Origin of the sequence: Mycobacterium zoologicum (assembly GCF_020181635.2) — a bacterium.
Taxonomy (GTDB): domain Bacteria; phylum Actinomycetota; class Actinomycetes; order Mycobacteriales; family Mycobacteriaceae; genus Mycobacterium; species Mycobacterium zoologicum.
Window position 1 is genome coordinate 24,000 of the sequence record NZ_JAYJJS010000020.1, and the last position, 14,222, is coordinate 38,221.

16 protein-coding genes are annotated in these 14,222 nt (G+C 67.3%); 6 read left to right on the forward strand and 10 right to left on the reverse strand.

Annotated features, from left to right (window positions below; all coding sequences use genetic code 11):
- Nucleotides 1-23: 23 nt before the first annotated feature.
- A complete protein-coding gene (locus K6T84_RS16160) occupies nt 24-293 on the reverse strand; it encodes a hypothetical protein (protein WP_225401891.1) in 270 nt (89 codons plus the stop codon).
- A gap of 48 nt (nt 294-341) precedes the next feature.
- Nucleotides 342-1,328, reverse strand: a complete 987-nt coding sequence (locus K6T84_RS16165) for a TIGR03557 family F420-dependent LLM class oxidoreductase (protein WP_225402006.1) — start codon at nt 1,326-1,328, stop codon at nt 342-344.
- A gap of 77 nt (nt 1,329-1,405) precedes the next feature.
- Here K6T84_RS16165 and K6T84_RS16170 point away from each other — a divergent pair, with 77 nt between their 5' ends.
- Entirely contained in the window at nt 1,406-2,410 is a 1,005-nt protein-coding gene (locus tag K6T84_RS16170) for an iron-containing redox enzyme family protein (protein ID WP_225401892.1), read from the forward strand.
- Between the two features lie 189 nt (nt 2,411-2,599).
- Nucleotides 2,600-3,037: an STAS domain-containing protein gene (locus K6T84_RS16175; protein WP_224862054.1), complete on the forward strand. Its 438-nt coding sequence runs from the start codon at nt 2,600-2,602 to the stop codon at nt 3,035-3,037.
- A gap of 2 nt (nt 3,038-3,039) precedes the next feature.
- Here K6T84_RS16175 and K6T84_RS16180 read toward each other — a convergent pair whose 3' ends face one another.
- On the reverse strand, nt 3,040-5,160 hold the full coding sequence (locus K6T84_RS16180) for a catalase (RefSeq protein WP_225401893.1): 2,121 nt from the start codon (nt 5,158-5,160) through the stop codon (nt 3,040-3,042).
- Between the two features lie 81 nt (nt 5,161-5,241).
- Here K6T84_RS16180 and K6T84_RS16185 point away from each other — a divergent pair, with 81 nt between their 5' ends.
- Nucleotides 5,242-5,931: an HAD family hydrolase gene (locus K6T84_RS16185; RefSeq protein ID WP_225401894.1), complete on the forward strand. Its 690-nt coding sequence runs from the start codon at nt 5,242-5,244 to the stop codon at nt 5,929-5,931.
- Between the two features lie 68 nt (nt 5,932-5,999).
- On the opposite strand, the gene K6T84_RS16190 is transcribed toward K6T84_RS16185, so the two are convergent.
- The 5 genes from K6T84_RS16190 to K6T84_RS16210 all read right to left on the reverse strand — a co-directional run bounded on the left by K6T84_RS16190 (nt 6,000) and on the right by K6T84_RS16210 (nt 10,412).
- Nucleotides 6,000-6,413 (reverse strand): ChaB family protein, encoded by a 414-nt coding sequence (locus tag K6T84_RS16190; RefSeq protein WP_225401895.1) that lies wholly within the window; start codon nt 6,411-6,413, stop codon nt 6,000-6,002.
- Between the two features lie 66 nt (nt 6,414-6,479).
- Nucleotides 6,480-7,484, reverse strand: coding sequence for an SDR family oxidoreductase (locus K6T84_RS16195; protein ID WP_225401896.1), 1,005 nt, complete (start codon nt 7,482-7,484; stop codon nt 6,480-6,482).
- The gene (locus K6T84_RS16200) at nt 7,481-9,154 is read right to left on the reverse strand and encodes a GMC family oxidoreductase (RefSeq protein ID WP_225401897.1); all 1,674 of its coding nucleotides are present in this window, start codon (nt 9,152-9,154) and stop codon (nt 7,481-7,483) included. The genes K6T84_RS16195 and K6T84_RS16200 overlap by 4 nt, the downstream gene beginning before the upstream one ends.
- Nucleotides 9,154-9,900, reverse strand: coding sequence for a gluconate 2-dehydrogenase subunit 3 family protein (locus tag K6T84_RS16205; RefSeq protein ID WP_225401898.1), 747 nt, complete (start codon nt 9,898-9,900; stop codon nt 9,154-9,156). The genes K6T84_RS16200 and K6T84_RS16205 overlap by 1 nt, the downstream gene beginning before the upstream one ends.
- Before the next feature lie 14 nt (nt 9,901-9,914).
- Nucleotides 9,915-10,412 carry a hypothetical protein gene (locus tag K6T84_RS16210; RefSeq protein WP_224862068.1) on the reverse strand — a complete coding sequence of 166 codons (498 nt, stop codon included), beginning with the start codon at nt 10,410-10,412 and terminating at the stop codon, nt 9,915-9,917.
- 255 nt (nt 10,413-10,667) lie between these two features.
- Between K6T84_RS16210 and K6T84_RS16215 the strand changes: the two genes are divergently transcribed.
- From K6T84_RS16215 to K6T84_RS16225, 3 genes are all read left to right on the forward strand, one after another.
- Entirely contained in the window at nt 10,668-10,823 is a 156-nt protein-coding gene (locus tag K6T84_RS16215; protein WP_224862070.1) for a DUF6131 family protein, read from the forward strand.
- A 123-nt stretch (nt 10,824-10,946) separates the two neighbouring features.
- The gene (locus K6T84_RS16220; protein WP_225401899.1) at nt 10,947-11,909 is read left to right on the forward strand and encodes an anti-sigma factor RsbA family regulatory protein; all 963 of its coding nucleotides are present in this window, start codon (nt 10,947-10,949) and stop codon (nt 11,907-11,909) included.
- Nucleotides 11,906-12,745 carry an MEDS domain-containing protein gene (locus tag K6T84_RS16225; RefSeq protein ID WP_225401900.1) on the forward strand — a complete coding sequence of 280 codons (840 nt, stop codon included), beginning with the start codon at nt 11,906-11,908 and terminating at the stop codon, nt 12,743-12,745. The genes K6T84_RS16220 and K6T84_RS16225 overlap by 4 nt, the downstream gene beginning before the upstream one ends.
- 39 nt (nt 12,746-12,784) lie before the next feature.
- On the opposite strand, the gene K6T84_RS16230 is transcribed toward K6T84_RS16225, so the two are convergent.
- Both K6T84_RS16230 and K6T84_RS16235 read right to left on the reverse strand, forming a co-directional pair.
- A complete protein-coding gene (locus K6T84_RS16230) occupies nt 12,785-13,129 on the reverse strand; it encodes a J domain-containing protein (RefSeq protein ID WP_224862076.1) in 345 nt (114 codons plus the stop codon).
- Nucleotides 13,130-13,752: 623 nt separating this feature from the next.
- The gene (locus tag K6T84_RS16235) at nt 13,753-14,175 is read right to left on the reverse strand and encodes an Hsp20/alpha crystallin family protein (protein WP_304621337.1); all 423 of its coding nucleotides are present in this window, start codon (nt 14,173-14,175) and stop codon (nt 13,753-13,755) included.
- Between the last annotated feature and the right edge of the window lie 47 nt (nt 14,176-14,222).

The following is a 14,222-nucleotide window of genomic DNA, read 5'->3' on the forward strand; positions in this document are numbered from 1 at the left end:
GTCGCCCGCTGCGCCGCGGGGGTCTACCTGCGGTGGTGGGCGGCGTGGGCGGTGCGGTTCCGCCCGGCGAACATCCAGGTCACGCCGCCGACCGCGAGTACAAGTACCGCGATCCCGAAGCCCAGCGCCCAGCCCGCGCTGGCCTGCGCGGCAGCGCTCGCGAAGGCCACCAACGCCAACGCCGCCATCACCAGCATGGCCAGGCCCGGCATTTCGCGCCGGTCCTTGAACACCATGCCGGCCCGCGGCCGAGTGGTTCTCGCATCATCGATGGGGTTATCGGTATCGGTCATGAATCCGCTGTACCCCCTGCGCCACGCACCGAAACCGTTACCGTCCGTCTACCGTCCGTCACGCAGAGCGGTCAGCAGCGGTTCCGCGGCGTCGGCGAGGAATGCCTCCTGGGTCTCCCCGCCGATCTGGATCAGCGCGACATCGGTGAATCCGGCCTCTTGGTAGGCGCGCACCGCGTCGATGATCGGCTCCAGATCGGGTCCGCACGGGATGGCCTCGGCGACGTCCGCGGGCCGCACGAAGTGGGTGGCAGCCGCGAAGGCTGCCGGTGTCGGCAGCTCGGAGTTGACCAGCCATCCGCCGCCGAACCAGCGGAACTGCTCGTGCGCACGCTGCACCGCAGTATCCCGGTCGGGGTCCCAGCACACCGGCAGCTGCCCGATCACCCGGCCGCCTTCACCGAGCCCGGTCGCGTGGCGTGCGGTGTGCCAGGCGTGCACCAGATCCCTGTCGGGCCGCACCGCGATCAGATGGTCGGCTGCGGTGGCGAACCGCTCGATGCCCTTCTCTCCGGACATGGCGACAGCCAGAGCGACCGGAATCTCGGGGAGGTCCCAGAGCCGCGCTCCGTCGACCTGAAAATGCTCGCCACGCAATGTGACCGTCTCACCCATGAGCAGTTCGCGAATGATCTTGATCGCTTCACCGAGCATGGCCTGCCGGTGCGACGCGTTCGGCCAGCCGGCGCCTGTGACGATGTGCTCGTTGAGGTTCTCCCCGCTGCCCAGGCCCAGGGTGAACCGGCCATCGGCAAGGATCTGCAGCGTGGCGGCCTGCTGCGCCACCACGGCCGGGTGGTAGCGCATCGTCGGGCACGTCACGTAGGAGCACAGCCCCACCTGCTCGGTGGCGTGGGCGACCGCGCCCAGCACGGGCCAGGCATTGGGCGCGTGGCCCTGCGAGGTCAGCCACGGCGAGAAGTGGTCGCTGCAGACCTCGAAGTCGAACCCGCGTTCTTCAGCGTCCAGGGCGTAACGGACAAGGTCTTTGGGCCCGCTCTGCTCGGTCATCAAGGTGTAGCCGAACCGTGTCATGCTCACCCGGGTACCCACCGGTTCCGCCCTGAAACGACGGTCGTTTGCCCGTGGCCGCGCGGGGGAAAACCACGGGCGTGAGCATCGCATTGCCCCGCGCTGGGCCCTGGTTGCCGACTCCGGCCGGCCCGTTGTCCGCCGCAATCTTCGACCTTCTCCGCAGGCCAGCCGGCGTAGACCGATTCGATCCGTCTGTGGCCGACGCCGATCCGTACGGCCGGGACCTGCAACTGGCCTTGTATGTCTGCTACGAGTTGCACTACCGCGGCTTCGGCGACGTCGATCCCGACTGGGAATGGGATGCCACCTTACTGGAACTGCGCGCATGTCTGGAGCGAATGTTTCTCGATAGTGTGCGGCGTGGCGTCGGCCCGATACCTCCGGACGTTACCGTCGACACCGAAATGACCTCTGCGGCAACCGAGCCCGTGCACGGGACCGGCCCGTCCTGGCATCTGCGCGATCACGGCACGTGGGAGCAGGCCCGCGAGTACTTCGTGCACCGGTCGCTGTACCACCTCAAGGAGGGCGACCCGCATGCCTGGGCGATCCCGCGCCTGACCGGCCCGGCCAAGGCCTCGTTCGTCGCGGTCGAGTTCGACGAGTACGGCGCCGGCCGCGCCGCGCGGATGCACCAGCAACTGTTCGCCGATCTGCTCACCGCCGCCGATTTGGATGCTGAATACCTCGCCTACCTCGACGTTGTTCCCGCCGAGTCGCTGGCGGTGGTGAACCTGATGTCGCTGTTCGGCCTGCATCGCCGCTGGCTGGGCGCCGCCGTCGGACACTTCGCAGCAACGGAGATAACCTCCTCCCCCGGATCTGGTCGGCTGGTGGCCGGGCTGCGACGCATAGGCGCGCCGGAACCGTGCGTGACGTTCTATGCCGAGCATGTCGAAGCCGACGCGGTACACGAACAGGTCGTGCGCACCGATGTGATCGCTGACCTGCTAGATCATGAGCCGACCCTGGAGGCCGACGTGGTGTTTGGGATGCGGGCCCATGCCGTGGTCGAGGATCGACTCGCCGATGTCATGATGACGAACTGGTCAGCAGGGCGGTCGTCACTGCGCACGATCTGAAACATAAGGTTTCACTGGGTTTTTCCCGAATTTGTTACTCAAGTCTTTACCAACCGGAAGCCGCATCGGTAACGTCTGGATTCTCCGGTTGAGTTCACAGCCGCAGTGAACGTCCCGCGTTTTAGAGGTCGGAACAACTACGCTGACGTGATCCAACAGCACGATTCGTCGACTGATGGAGCCACCAGAATGACTACGAACAAGATTTCAGACAACGCCTTCGCCACCCCCGCAAGCGAAGCCACGCACGCATGGCAGAGCCACACCGCCGACTTCACCGTGCATTGGGGCCGGACTGGAGCGGTGCTGGCCGCGAACGGAGAGATCGACGCCGCCAACGCCGGCCCGTTCGCCGACTATGTCAAGCGCTGCTCCGACTGCTGCGAATGGCTGATCTTGGACCTGTCCGCATTGGCCTTCATTGGCACCGTGGGGTTTTCGGCGCTGCAGGCGATCAACGCCCGGTGCGCCAAAGGTCGGATACAACTGATGGTCATACCCGGCCTGGCGCTGACCACAGTGCTGCGGATCTGCGATCCCGATGGGCGGCTGCCACTGGTTAAGTCGCTGGAGGACGCACTGGCCGCCGTGCAGAAGTCCGGTCGGCCCCTGCACGCGGTGCACTGAACTCAGGCAGGCACGGCGTCCGTCGACCGGTCCCAAGCCCGATGCTTGGCCAGCTCGGCGGCGAACGCCTCGAAGAACGGCTCACCCAGGTCGCCGGCGGCCGCAGTCGTCGTCACCACACCGTGTGCGACGGTGACCGCGATGTCCTGGGCGAGTTGTTCGGCGACGCCGGCCGCGGGCAACAGCTCGACGCCGGCCCCGAACGCTCCGATCGCCTTGAGGTGCTTGTAGGCCTCGGTGATGAAGTGCATCGCATAACCGTCCGCGGACAGGGTGCGCATCGCATCCGGGCCGCAGGGCACCACCACCGCGTCGTAGAGCACCGAGGCCATCGTGGTGATCGCCCGGTCGACGGCGAGTTCCCCGCCTGAACCGCCGGCCAGGGAGCCTCCCGCGACGGGAGCCAGCACCTCGACAACAGCACCGCGCCGGCGCATCGCCTCGATGAAGCTCTGGGTACCGTCGACGTCGACACCGTCGGCGGCCAGCACCGCGATCTTGCGGCTTTCGACGCTTTCGGTTGCGGTGTTGAGCTGCGACAGTGCCGGTGAAACTGGGGCTTTATTCTGGGCGGCCTTCTCGCCGGTCTGTTCGCTAGGCACGGGCAGACCCAGCTTCTCGGCAACCTGGTTCGCCAAACCAGGGTCGATCCGGCTCAACTGATCGACAGCGCGCTCGCGGATCTCGACTGTTTCGCATTTCCCCAGCTCGAAGGCGTAGGCGGCGATGATGTGCTCGGCCTCCGGCGCCGACATGCTCCGGTAGAACATCCGGGCCTGGCTGTAGTGGTTCTGGAAGCTCGCGGCGCGCTTACGGATCTTCTCGCCGTCCACTTTCTCGGTGTAATGCCGGAACACGCCCTCGTCAGCCAATGCCGGGCAGCCGCCACCCACCGTGTTCTTGTAGTAACTGGACCTGCCCTGCGGAATTGCGTGTTGGCCGTAGCCGTCGTGCTGATTGGTGTGCACCTCGGCGACCGGCCGGTTGACCGGCAGCTGCGCGAAGTTGGGTCCGCCGAGCCGGATCAGCTGGGTGTCCAGGTAGGAGAAGTTACGGAACTGCAGCAGCGGGTCGTTGGTGAAGTCGATGCCCGGCACGAGATTGGCGGTGTGAAAAGCGACCTGCTCGGTTTCGGCGAAGAAGTTGTCCGGGTTGCGGTTGAGCACCATCTTGCCGACGGGTTGCACCGGAACCTGTTCTTCCGGAATGAGTTTCGTAGCGTCCAGCAAATCGAAGTCGAAGTTGTCCTCGTCGGCCTCGGCCACCAGCTGCACCCCCAACTCCCACTCCGGGTACTGACCTGCCTCGATGGCGTCCCACAGGTCGCGACGATTGAAGTCGGGGTCCTTGCCGGCAACCTTCTGGCATTCGTCCCAGATCAGCGAATGAACACCGAGTTTCGGCTTCCAGTGGAACTTCACGAAGGTTCCCTCGCCGGCAGCGTTGACGAGGCGGAAGGTGTGGACTCCGAAACCCTGCATCATCCGGTAACTGCGGGGCAGTGCCCGATCCGACATCAGCCACATGATGGCGTGCAGCGTCTCCGGCTGCAGCGCCACGAAGTCCCACAGGGTGTCGTGGGCGGACTGGGCCTGCGGAATCTCGTTGTCCGGCTCGGGTTTCACCGCGTGTACGAAATCGGGGAACTTGATGCCGTCCTGGATGAAGAACACCGGGAAGTTGTTGCCCACCAGGTCGTAGTTTCCCTGCTCGGTGTAGAACTTGGTGGCGAAACCGCGCACGTCACGGACGGTGTCGGCCGAACCGCGGAAGCCCGCCACCGTGGAGAACCGCACGAACACCGGGGTCGTGGTGCCCGGCGTGGTCAAGAACGGTGCCGCGGTGTATTCGGCGAGCGAATCGTCGTAGGGCTCGAAGTGGCCGTAGGCGCCCGACCCCCGGGCGTGCACCACCCGCTCGGGAATCCGCTCATGGTCGAAGTGGGTGACCTTCTCGCGGGCGTGAAAGTCCTCCAGCAGCGTCGGTCCGCGTTCGCCGACGCTCAGCGCGTCGTCGGTGTGGTCGACTCGCACGCCCTGTTGGGTGGTCAGATCGCCGATCTGCCGATCGGCCCGGTAGTCGTCGAGCTGTCGCTGCTTGGGGTCGCGATCGTCGGTTGCCACGGCATTTCCTCTCGTCCGGTATGGGGAGTTCCCCGGCTGGGTATCCCGGTCAGCACATCCGCAAACGAGAGAGGCAGGCCCGTGACTGACCAATCGGCGGTGTTGTTCGACGTCGACGGCACCCTGGTCGATTCCAACTATCTGCACGTACGCGCCTGGCGGCGCGCGTTCGCCGAGGCCGATATCGCGGTGGAGACCTGGCGTATCCACCGCGCCATCGGCATGGACGGATCCGCTCTGGTACGACTGCTGTCCAACGACGCACCCGCCCGTGTCCGCGAACGACTCAAGGATCTGCACGCTCGGTATTACCTGGAGTCGGCGGCGCTGCTGTCGCCGCTGCCGGGCGCCCGGCGGTTGCTGGAACGTGTGGCCGCTATGGGCCTTCCGGTGGTGCTGGCCACCTCCGCACCCGAGGACGAGCTGGCGGTGCTGCGCAAGGTACTCGACTGCGACGACGTGGTCACCGCGGTCACGTCGGCGTCCGACGTCGACGTCGCCAAGCCGGAGCCGGACATCATCGGGACAGCGCTGGAGCGCATCGGCGCACCCGCGCGGCGCGCGATATTCGTCGGCGACGCGGTGTGGGACGCGCAGGCATGTGTGCGCGCCGGCGTGCCTTGCATCGGCCTGCTCAGCGGCGGGGTCTCCCGCGATGAATTGCAAACCGCAGGCGCCACAGCGGCTTTCGACAATGCCGAGGATCTGCTGGCGCACCTGGACCGGACGCCGATCCCCGCCTTGGCCGACGGGCGCGACGGACATGGATGAGTCGGCGTTCTTGACCACCTGATCCGGGTGGTCAGCATCCTGCGACGCGCCGCGCTCCCGCGATCCGGCTACTTGCCGCGGACACGGCGGTTGTGCTTCTTGATCGCCGTGACCAGCTCCGCCTTCCGCATCGTCGAGCGGCCGTGAATGTCCAGCCGACGTGCGACATGCAGCAGATGCTGCTTGCTGGCGTTGGCATCGACACCCTCAGCACTCGGCCCCGAAGCATTCGGGCCGCCGCTGGCCGCGCGCTTGTCCGATGGGCCGCGCTTCCTCTTGGGCTCCCAGTGGTCGCCGACCTTCTCGAAACTGTGCTTGAGCGCCGCGTAGGCGACCCGGTGGGCGCGCTGCTCGCTGCCGTACTCCTTGGCGGCCGCGTCGTGCGCTTTGGCGAAGGTGCGCTGCGCTTTGCTGCCGGAGCGCTGCAGGGTACTGGGCAACTCGCTGCGCTTGGCGGTGCCGCTCTTCGTCGTCTTGGGCATGAGGCCTCCATTCAGCAGTGCGTGCTGGGTACCCGCCCCGCGCGTCCGGAAACCACCACATCCGCCTCAGCGGCGCCGGGCGGCCAGTACACCGGCCCCGGCCATCCCCAACGCGGTCGCCGCCCCCGCCACAAGCCCGGCATGCCGGGCCGCCCAGATCTGCGGGCCGTGCACATGCGAGGAGTCGTCGAACACACCGCGCGCCCCGTGATCACTGCCCGGCCGGTCGTCCAGCGGCTGCCACAGGTTGTACGGGCCCTCACCGGGCGCCCTTTCGCCGGTCTGTTGCGACTCGTATCCGGTGCGCGCCAGGTAGCGGTCGAGCAGCGGCGCGGCGAGCTTCTGCGCCAGCAGGGTGGCGGCGGTGCTGGCGCCCACCCAGCGCTGCTTGCGGCGCGGATGATCGGCGGCGTGCAACACCGCGCGGGCAACCAACTGCGGTTGATAGATCGGCGGAACCGGCTGCGGATGACGGGGCAGCCTCGACAACACCCAGGAGAACTGCGGGGTGTTGACGGCCGGCATCTGGGCGACTGTGATGTTGACCCCGGAGCCGTCGTGCAGCAGCTCGCAGCGCACCGATTCGGTGAACCCGTTGATGGCGTGTTTGGCGCCGCAGTACGCCGACTGCAGCGGGATCGACCGCTCTCCGAGCGCGGAGCCCACCTGCACGATGGTGCCGTGACCGCGGGGCTTCATCCTTGCCAGCGCCGCCATGGTGCCGTAGACGAATCCGAGGTAGCACACCTCGGTCACCCGCTTGAACTCCTCGGGGCTGATCTCGGTGAACGGCGCGAATACCGAGGCGAATGCGACGTTGATCCAGACGTCGATCGGGCCGAGTTCCGCCTCCACCCGATCGGCGGCGGTTTCGAGCGCCGCGTGGTCGGCGACGTCGGTGGGAAGAGCCAGCGCGGTCCCGCCGGCGTCTTCGACATCGCGCGCCGCGCCCCGCAATCCGGCCTCGCCGCGGGCGAGCAGTGCCACCCTGGCCCCGCGGCGCCCGTAGAGTTGCGCGACGGCGCGCCCGATCCCGGCACTGGCGCCGGTGATGACGACGGTTCGAGTCATGACTGAACCCCTTTCTGTCCGACCCTCTTTCCGGCCAGCCGCTCGGCAAGCCGCGACGCCAGCGCCATGATGGTCAGCGCGGGATTGGCCGAGCCCTGCGTCGGAAACACCGATCCGTCGGCGATGAAGACGTTCGGCACGCCCCACATCCGGTGGTCGGCGTCGACGACGGAGTTCTCCGGAGCGGTGCCCATCCGGGCGCCGCCGATCAGGTGGGCGTAACGCCGGATCGTCAGCACATCCTGGGCGCCGGCCGCGTGCAGGATGTCGGTGATCACCTGGGTGGAGTACTCCATGTTGGCCTTGTCGTTATCGCAGCGGGTGTAGTCCATCCGGGCCACCGGGATTCCGTGGCAGTCGGTTTCGTCGGCCAGCGTGATCCGGTTGTCCGGCAGCGGCAGCAGTTCGTTGAGCACCCCGATGGTGCTCCAGTGGTTGTAGTCGCGCATGTATTCGCGCATCGCGCGCCCCCAATGGCCGTCGGCGAGTACGTGTTCCGACCAGCCTATCGGCAGCGGTGACACGGTCTGAATGGAGAAGCCGCGGGCGAATCCGCGGCCGGTGTCGGTCTCGTAGAACTGTTCGCTGGTCACCTGCGGGGGCGGCGCCTTGTACATCCGCAGCTCCTGCGACCAACGCCCCGCCGCCTGGGAGGCACCCTGCACCATGACGTAGCGCCCGACCTGATCGGTGTTGTTGCCCAGGCCGTGCCGGTGGCGGGGGCTGGCCGAATTGAGCAGCAGCCGTGGAGTTTCGATGGAATACCCGGCAATGGCGACGGTCTTGGCGCGTTGCAGCTGCTCGGTCCCGTGGCCGTCGTGATAGACGACTCCGTGGGCGGCCCCGGCGTCGTCGAGTTCTACTCGGGTGGCCATGCAGTCGGCGCGGATCTCCACACCGTGCGCCAACGCGTCGGGCAGGTGGGTGACGTACGGGCTGGCCTTGGCGTTGACCTTGCAGCCCTGCAGACAGTAGCCGCGGTAGATGCAGTGCGGCCGATTTCCGAAGGTGCCGTTGACGATTCCCACCGGTCCGACCCGCATCTCGATTCCCAGGTTGCGCGCACCCTCCCACAGCTTCGACGCGGCGCCGGAGATCGGGTGCGGCGACGACGGATAACGATGCGGATAGCCCCACGGCCAGTTCTGCCCGGCCACCGGGAGTTCGGCCTCGAGCACCTCGTAGTGGCGCCGGATGTCGGAGTAGTCGATCGGCCAGTCCGCGCCGACGCCATCGAGGCTGGCGGTGCGCAGGTCGCTGGGGTGGAACCGCGGGCAGTAACCGGCATAGTGCACCATCGAGCCGCCGACCCCACGGCCGGAGTTGTTCTTGCCCAACTCGATCGGGTCGTCGCCGCCGATGATGCGCTTCTGCGTCCAGTACAGCGGGTGCGAACCGGCTTCGTCGGACACCCAGTCGGCGTCGGGATGCCAGAACGGGCCTGCCTCGATGATCACGACGCGCCACCCGGCGCGCGCCAGGCGCTGCGCCAGCACTGATCCCCCAGCGCCGGCGCCGACCACCACCAGATCGACGTCGTCGTCGGTTGCGTAGCGGCGCATGGTCTCTTCGCCGGGCAGGGCGCGTGACTGCACATCCAGCAGGAACCGCGAGTCGTTGTCGGGTGGGCCCAGCGATCCCTTGAGCAGACCCCGCCAGAAGTCGCCCACTATTCCCCCTCTTCCTGCACGAGTTCCACCGGATCCTTGTCGAGGGCGCCGCGGGTCTCGAAGGGTTCCCGGGCCGCTGCCGGTCCGCTCGGTCCGCCCAGCCGCATGAAGCCACGCGGGTACGCGGGGCCTCCGAACCCGATCTCGTTCCACGCCCACGGGTGTGAATAGAACGCCGACAACGTCATCCGCATGCACACCGACCAGGCGCGGCTCACGTTCAGCTGCGCCCAGCTGCCGCCACGCAGACGCGCCCGACAGAACTGATCGACCAACGCCAGCTGGGTGGCGACCTCGGCGGCGGCGAACGATTCCTTGCCGTACCGCTCCCGCGCCGCCTCATCCAATCCGCAGAGCACCAACCGCCAGGTCTGCCGGTCGTCGGGCATGTCGGCGTACTGGTAACCGTCGAGCTGCCCATCGGCCAGCTTGGCGTCGACGAATTCGGCCACCGGCACCCGCGGTTCGCGGTCCTGGGCCAGCACGATGTCGCAGAACGCACGCAGCGTTGGCTCCTCGGCGACGGTGAAGAACCGCAGCGGCCCCGGCGGCTCCAGCCGGGCCAGCACCACCTGTCTGGTGGCCTCGTCCCAGCTGTCGGTGGTGGTGAGCACGTCGAAATCGGGGTAGCGCCCGATCATCTGCGGCGTGATGCCCCGGCGCTGCCTGGGCAGCCACGAGGGGTGCGGGGGCTGGCGGTCGGCCCGCAGGTTGGGCAGGTGGTGGGGGCGGGAGGTGTCGGCCATGGCCTGGCGCAAGCTCAGGGTTCGCGGCGCAGCACCGCAGCCAGCAGGCCCATCCCGCCGACCATCGCCATCAGGCCAGGCGCCGCGATCGGCGGCCCCATCGGAATGTTGTAACTGGCCATCCGCCAGCCGCCGGGCCTGCGGGCCACGCCGCGGGCATGCAGGTACTCACCGAGCAGGCCGTTGGCGGCGTACATCGCGGCGGTCAGGGGCAGCCAGCGTTTGGCCCAGCGGCGGGAGAACACACCGCCGATTCCGGCGACCACCACCGGCGGCGTGACCAGTACCGGGCTCCACATCCATTTGTTCCCGAATCCGGCTTTGTAGTGCTCCAAGTAGATCTCGGCAGTGGTCACGACCGCGGCGAACGCCGTCATCGCCGACAGCGACCTCTCGAAACGGCCGTGTGCGACATTGCACAGCATCCGATCGACGACGTCGCCCGCCTCGCCGATCCACTCGGCGTGGCTACCGCGCCGCAGATCGGATTCGCCGTTGCCGAGCAACATCATCCGCGCACTCCGTTCCTGAAGTCCCTGAAATGTTTCACCGATTCCCGCGCCTACCCCGCCACCGCCACCGCCAAACATCGCGCCGGCGGTGGCGAACCGCGAGGTTTCGACAACGGCAAGATCGGGAACTGAATGAGATACAGGCCGGCCCGTTGAACTATGCCGGTTTCAATCCGGTCGTGACGGATTGTCATTTACCGCAACCCAGTTCACGGAGCGCGGTCGGTTCGATTGTCTGAAGAAGGGGATTCGTTGATGATTGGTCTCGGAGTGATCCTGATAATTCTGGCGCTCGTTCTCAAGGTCAACGTGTTGTGGACGATCGGAGTCATTCTGCTGGTTGTCGGTGCGGCGCTGTGGATTCTGGGCGCCATCGGTCGCCCGGTCGCCGGCCGACGCTACTGGTATTGACCTGAGCGTCTGGTCCTGATTCGAGCGTCGTCACCGACGCCGCGGGCTGCCGGTTGGAGGTGCACAGCGCTAAACTGAACAGGTTCTGCAGCCCATTCCCGTTGGATGACAGGGGCACATGCGATGACTGTCGCTGTCGAAGATGGCGGATCGTTGCGGCATATCGCGATGTTCTACCGGTCGCCGAAGGAGTATCTGGACTGTCTGGCGCCCTTCGTCGCCGATTCCGTCAGCGCCGGCTTCCCCGTTCTGGTGGCGGTGCCCGAGCCGGGTCTCGCACTGCTGCACGATGCCCTCGCCGACATCACCAGCCCCGGCAAGCCCGCCACCCTGACCGACATGAGCCGGGTGGGACGAAACCCGGGGCACATCCTGGGTGGCGTGTTGGGCACCTTTGCCGCCCAACACCCGACGGGTCCGGTGCGCTTGGTGGGCGAGCCGGTCTGGAATGGCCGATCCAAGCTGGAGTATCCGGCCTGCGTGCAGCACGAAGCGCTGGTCAATCAGGCATTCGCCGGCCGGGACATCACGGTGCTGTGCCCTTATGACGCAACGCATCTGGACTCCGACATCCTCGTCGACGCGGAGGTCACCCACCCGCGCCTGACTGGACCCGGGGTTCCGGAGCGAACCAGTCCTGGTTTCGCCCCCGACGCGGCGTGGGCTCGCTACAACGAGCCGCTGCCCAGCAGTCCGACCGCAGCGAGCTATACGCTGCACCGACTTACCGATCTGGCCGGCGCGCGGCAGTTCTCCGCCAAGTACGCCCGCTGGTTCGGCTTCTCCCCCACCGACATCGCCGATCTGCAACTGATCGTCAACGAATTGGCCTCCAACAGTCTGCAGCACGGCCGCGGGCCGTGCACGCTGCTGCTGTGGGAGTCGGGCGACCAATTGATCTGCCAGGTGCGCGACTCCGGTCAGCTGGCCGACCCGCTGGCCGGACGGCGGCCGATCATCCGTGACGACGGCGCCAACGGCTATGGATTGTTCGTGGTCAACGCGACCGCGGACCTGGTACGCATCCACACCGCGACGACCGGGACCACCGTGCAGGCGCACCTGAGCATGAGGAAGTCGGCATGATGGGCGCACACCGGGCTGACCCGTCCGGCGAATACGGGCACATCGGCTGGCAGTACCGGGACTACGCCGAATTCCTCGACCGCGCCGCGCAATACCTCGCGGTCGGCCTGAGCCTCGGCCAGCGCACCGTCTACGTCGGCGACGGCGAGCCTGCCGCATTGCGGTCCGCCCTCGCCACGGCGGGGCTCGGTGGCGGTGCGAGCCGGGTGGACGTCAGGACCGTGCCGGAGCATTTCGCGTTCCGTAAGGGCAGCGACGTCGTCGACGCCGAAGCCATGACCGAGCGCTACGCCGCAGCTGCGATCGGCGCGGTCGCCGAGGGCTACAGCGGGCTGCGGGTGGTCATCGACGTGACGCCGGTGGCGCGTACGCCGGAGCAGCGCGAGGCGCAGGCCGCGCTGGAGTTCCTCGGTGATCGGCGGATCTCCACACTGCCTGTGGCGGCGATGTGCGGTTTCGACGTCAACGAACTCGGCGATGCCGCTGCCGGGCTGCTGTGTCTGCATCCAACGGCCGGCCCGGATTCCTCGGTCCCGTTCCAGCTCTACACCCAGCCCGCGCACCACAATGCGATCGCCCTGGCCGGAAATCTCGACGCCGCCAGCGAGCCGCTGTTCCTGACCACCCTGCAGCGGGTCCTGCCGCTGCTGTCGCGCGACACCCTCGAGATCGACGCGCGGGAACTGGAATTCGTCGGTCACCGGCAACTCTGCCTGCTCGATCGTTCCTGCGCCGCCCACGGCCGAACCGCCTTACTGCGCAGCGCCCGAGCCGTCGTGCACCGGCTGGTCGACCTGCTGGAGTTCGGCAACGTTCGCATCGAGACGACGGCGTGACGTGACCGTCCAGGCACCACAATCACCGGGCCATAGACGTCAGCGATGGCGGCGCAGCGGGCCGACCCACAGATCTGGCCGACGGACTGGAGCGGGAGGGTCACCGTAGGTGACCCGGACCTCCACCGGCCCTTTCCGATCGGCGGTGGGCCGAGTCGGCGACTTGCGATCGGCGTCGGCATGGTGGCCGCCGCGCCGCAACAACGCGTACGCGCTCAGAAGCTGCTGTAGCTGCGCCTCGGTGCCGGCGGTTGGCGGAGAGCCCGCATTACCGGCATCGGGATGGAGCGTGCGCAACTTGGTACGGAAGGCATGACTGATCTCAGCCAGCGTGGCAGCCGCTGTCACGCCAAGGACTGTGTAGGGATCGGGACTCTTGCTCATAACGCCACCAAGGTCCAAGCCGGGACCACCGCACATGATCGACATCTACCAGGCCGGCGAGGCCCGCTGCCGGGAGAGCATTGACGGCAGCGGAACCCCGTCGCCCCCTGCGGCGACATCGCGTTCGGCCCACCTTAGTTTCGCTGCCACATCGGTGGCGATGCGCGCGCAGGCCCGGTCTGCGTCGAACGCGCTCACAATGGTCGGACATCGGTGAGCGCCGCACGAGTCACCGCCCGTTGTTGATCGCGTTAGGTCATCACCTCCCTTTCCCGCCATCACTTGATCAAATCGGCTGCGTCACGGAGGGGACCGCTGTGTCGGCCACACTCTCCTGTTGGGCCGCCGCGTGGCCGACCGGTGTCGGCAGTCGGCCGGCAATGGCACCTCGCGCCGCTCAGGAGTGGCGCTGCACAGGGCGAGCTTCGGGGGGCGAGGCCGGGCGACGGGCTTTTCGGTGGATGCCGCCTTCTGGCGCCCGGGATCTGCGGCAGTCAACAGGCGCAGCCATTCGGCGCGCACGATGCTCTCCGCCTCATCGAGAACCTCTGCGGTCACAGTGTCGGTGGTCATTGCGCTCACCTCCTTCACCGGGTAGCCGGCCGCCGCCCGGCCCCTCGCAATCAGGCGTTGATGGCCCGCTCGCCGTGGCTACTGGCGATCTTGATCCGCCGGGGCTTTGCCTTCTCTGCGACCGGAATGGTCAGCCGCAGCACGCCGTCTTGGTAGCTGGCCTCGATCTGGCCCGCGTCCAGATTGTCGCCGAGGAACAACTGGCGGCTGAATACACCGCGGGGCCGTTCCGCCGACACCATCTCGCGACTTTGATCCAGCCCCGGACGTTCGGCATGCACCGTCAGGACATTGCGTTCGACATCGAGATCCAGGGAATCCTCTGCCACCCCGGGCAGGTCGAACTCGACGATGAACTGGTCGCCGTCACGCCAGGCATCCATCGGCATGACCGCCGGCCGCGCCGCGGTGCCCAGCACCTGCTGGGTCCAGCGGTCGAGATCACGGAACGGGTCGGTACGCATCAACATCATTTCCACCTCCTCGGTCTGCGGCAGATCTTCTATGTCTGCCGACATAG

What these genes read in the sequence shown, in the direction of transcription:
- K6T84_RS16160 (WP_225401891.1), bottom strand. Translation starts at nt 293, where the DNA reads ATGACCGATACCGATAACCCCATCGATGATGCGAGAACCACTCGGCCG.
- K6T84_RS16165 (WP_225402006.1), bottom strand. Translation starts at nt 1,328, where the DNA reads ATGACACGGTTCGGCTACACCTTGATGACCGAGCAGAGCGGGCCCAAA.
- K6T84_RS16175 (WP_224862054.1), top strand. Translation starts at nt 2,600, where the DNA reads ATGACTACGAACAAGATTTCAGACAACGCCTTCGCCACCCCCGCAAGC.
- K6T84_RS16190 (WP_225401895.1), bottom strand. Translation starts at nt 6,413, where the DNA reads ATGCCCAAGACGACGAAGAGCGGCACCGCCAAGCGCAGCGAGTTGCCC.
- K6T84_RS16195 (WP_225401896.1), bottom strand. Translation starts at nt 7,484, where the DNA reads ATGACTCGAACCGTCGTCATCACCGGCGCCAGTGCCGGGATCGGGCGC.
- K6T84_RS16205 (WP_225401898.1), bottom strand. Translation starts at nt 9,900, where the DNA reads ATGGCCGACACCTCCCGCCCCCACCACCTGCCCAACCTGCGGGCCGAC.
- K6T84_RS16210 (WP_224862068.1), bottom strand. Translation starts at nt 10,412, where the DNA reads ATGATGTTGCTCGGCAACGGCGAATCCGATCTGCGGCGCGGTAGCCAC.
- K6T84_RS16215 (WP_224862070.1), top strand. Translation starts at nt 10,668, where the DNA reads ATGATTGGTCTCGGAGTGATCCTGATAATTCTGGCGCTCGTTCTCAAG.
- K6T84_RS16220 (WP_225401899.1), top strand. Translation starts at nt 10,947, where the DNA reads ATGACTGTCGCTGTCGAAGATGGCGGATCGTTGCGGCATATCGCGATG.
- K6T84_RS16225 (WP_225401900.1), top strand. Translation starts at nt 11,906, where the DNA reads ATGATGGGCGCACACCGGGCTGACCCGTCCGGCGAATACGGGCACATC.
- K6T84_RS16230 (WP_224862076.1), bottom strand. Translation starts at nt 13,129, where the DNA reads ATGAGCAAGAGTCCCGATCCCTACACAGTCCTTGGCGTGACAGCGGCT.
- K6T84_RS16235 (WP_304621337.1), bottom strand. Translation starts at nt 14,175, where the DNA reads ATGATGTTGATGCGTACCGACCCGTTCCGTGATCTCGACCGCTGGACC.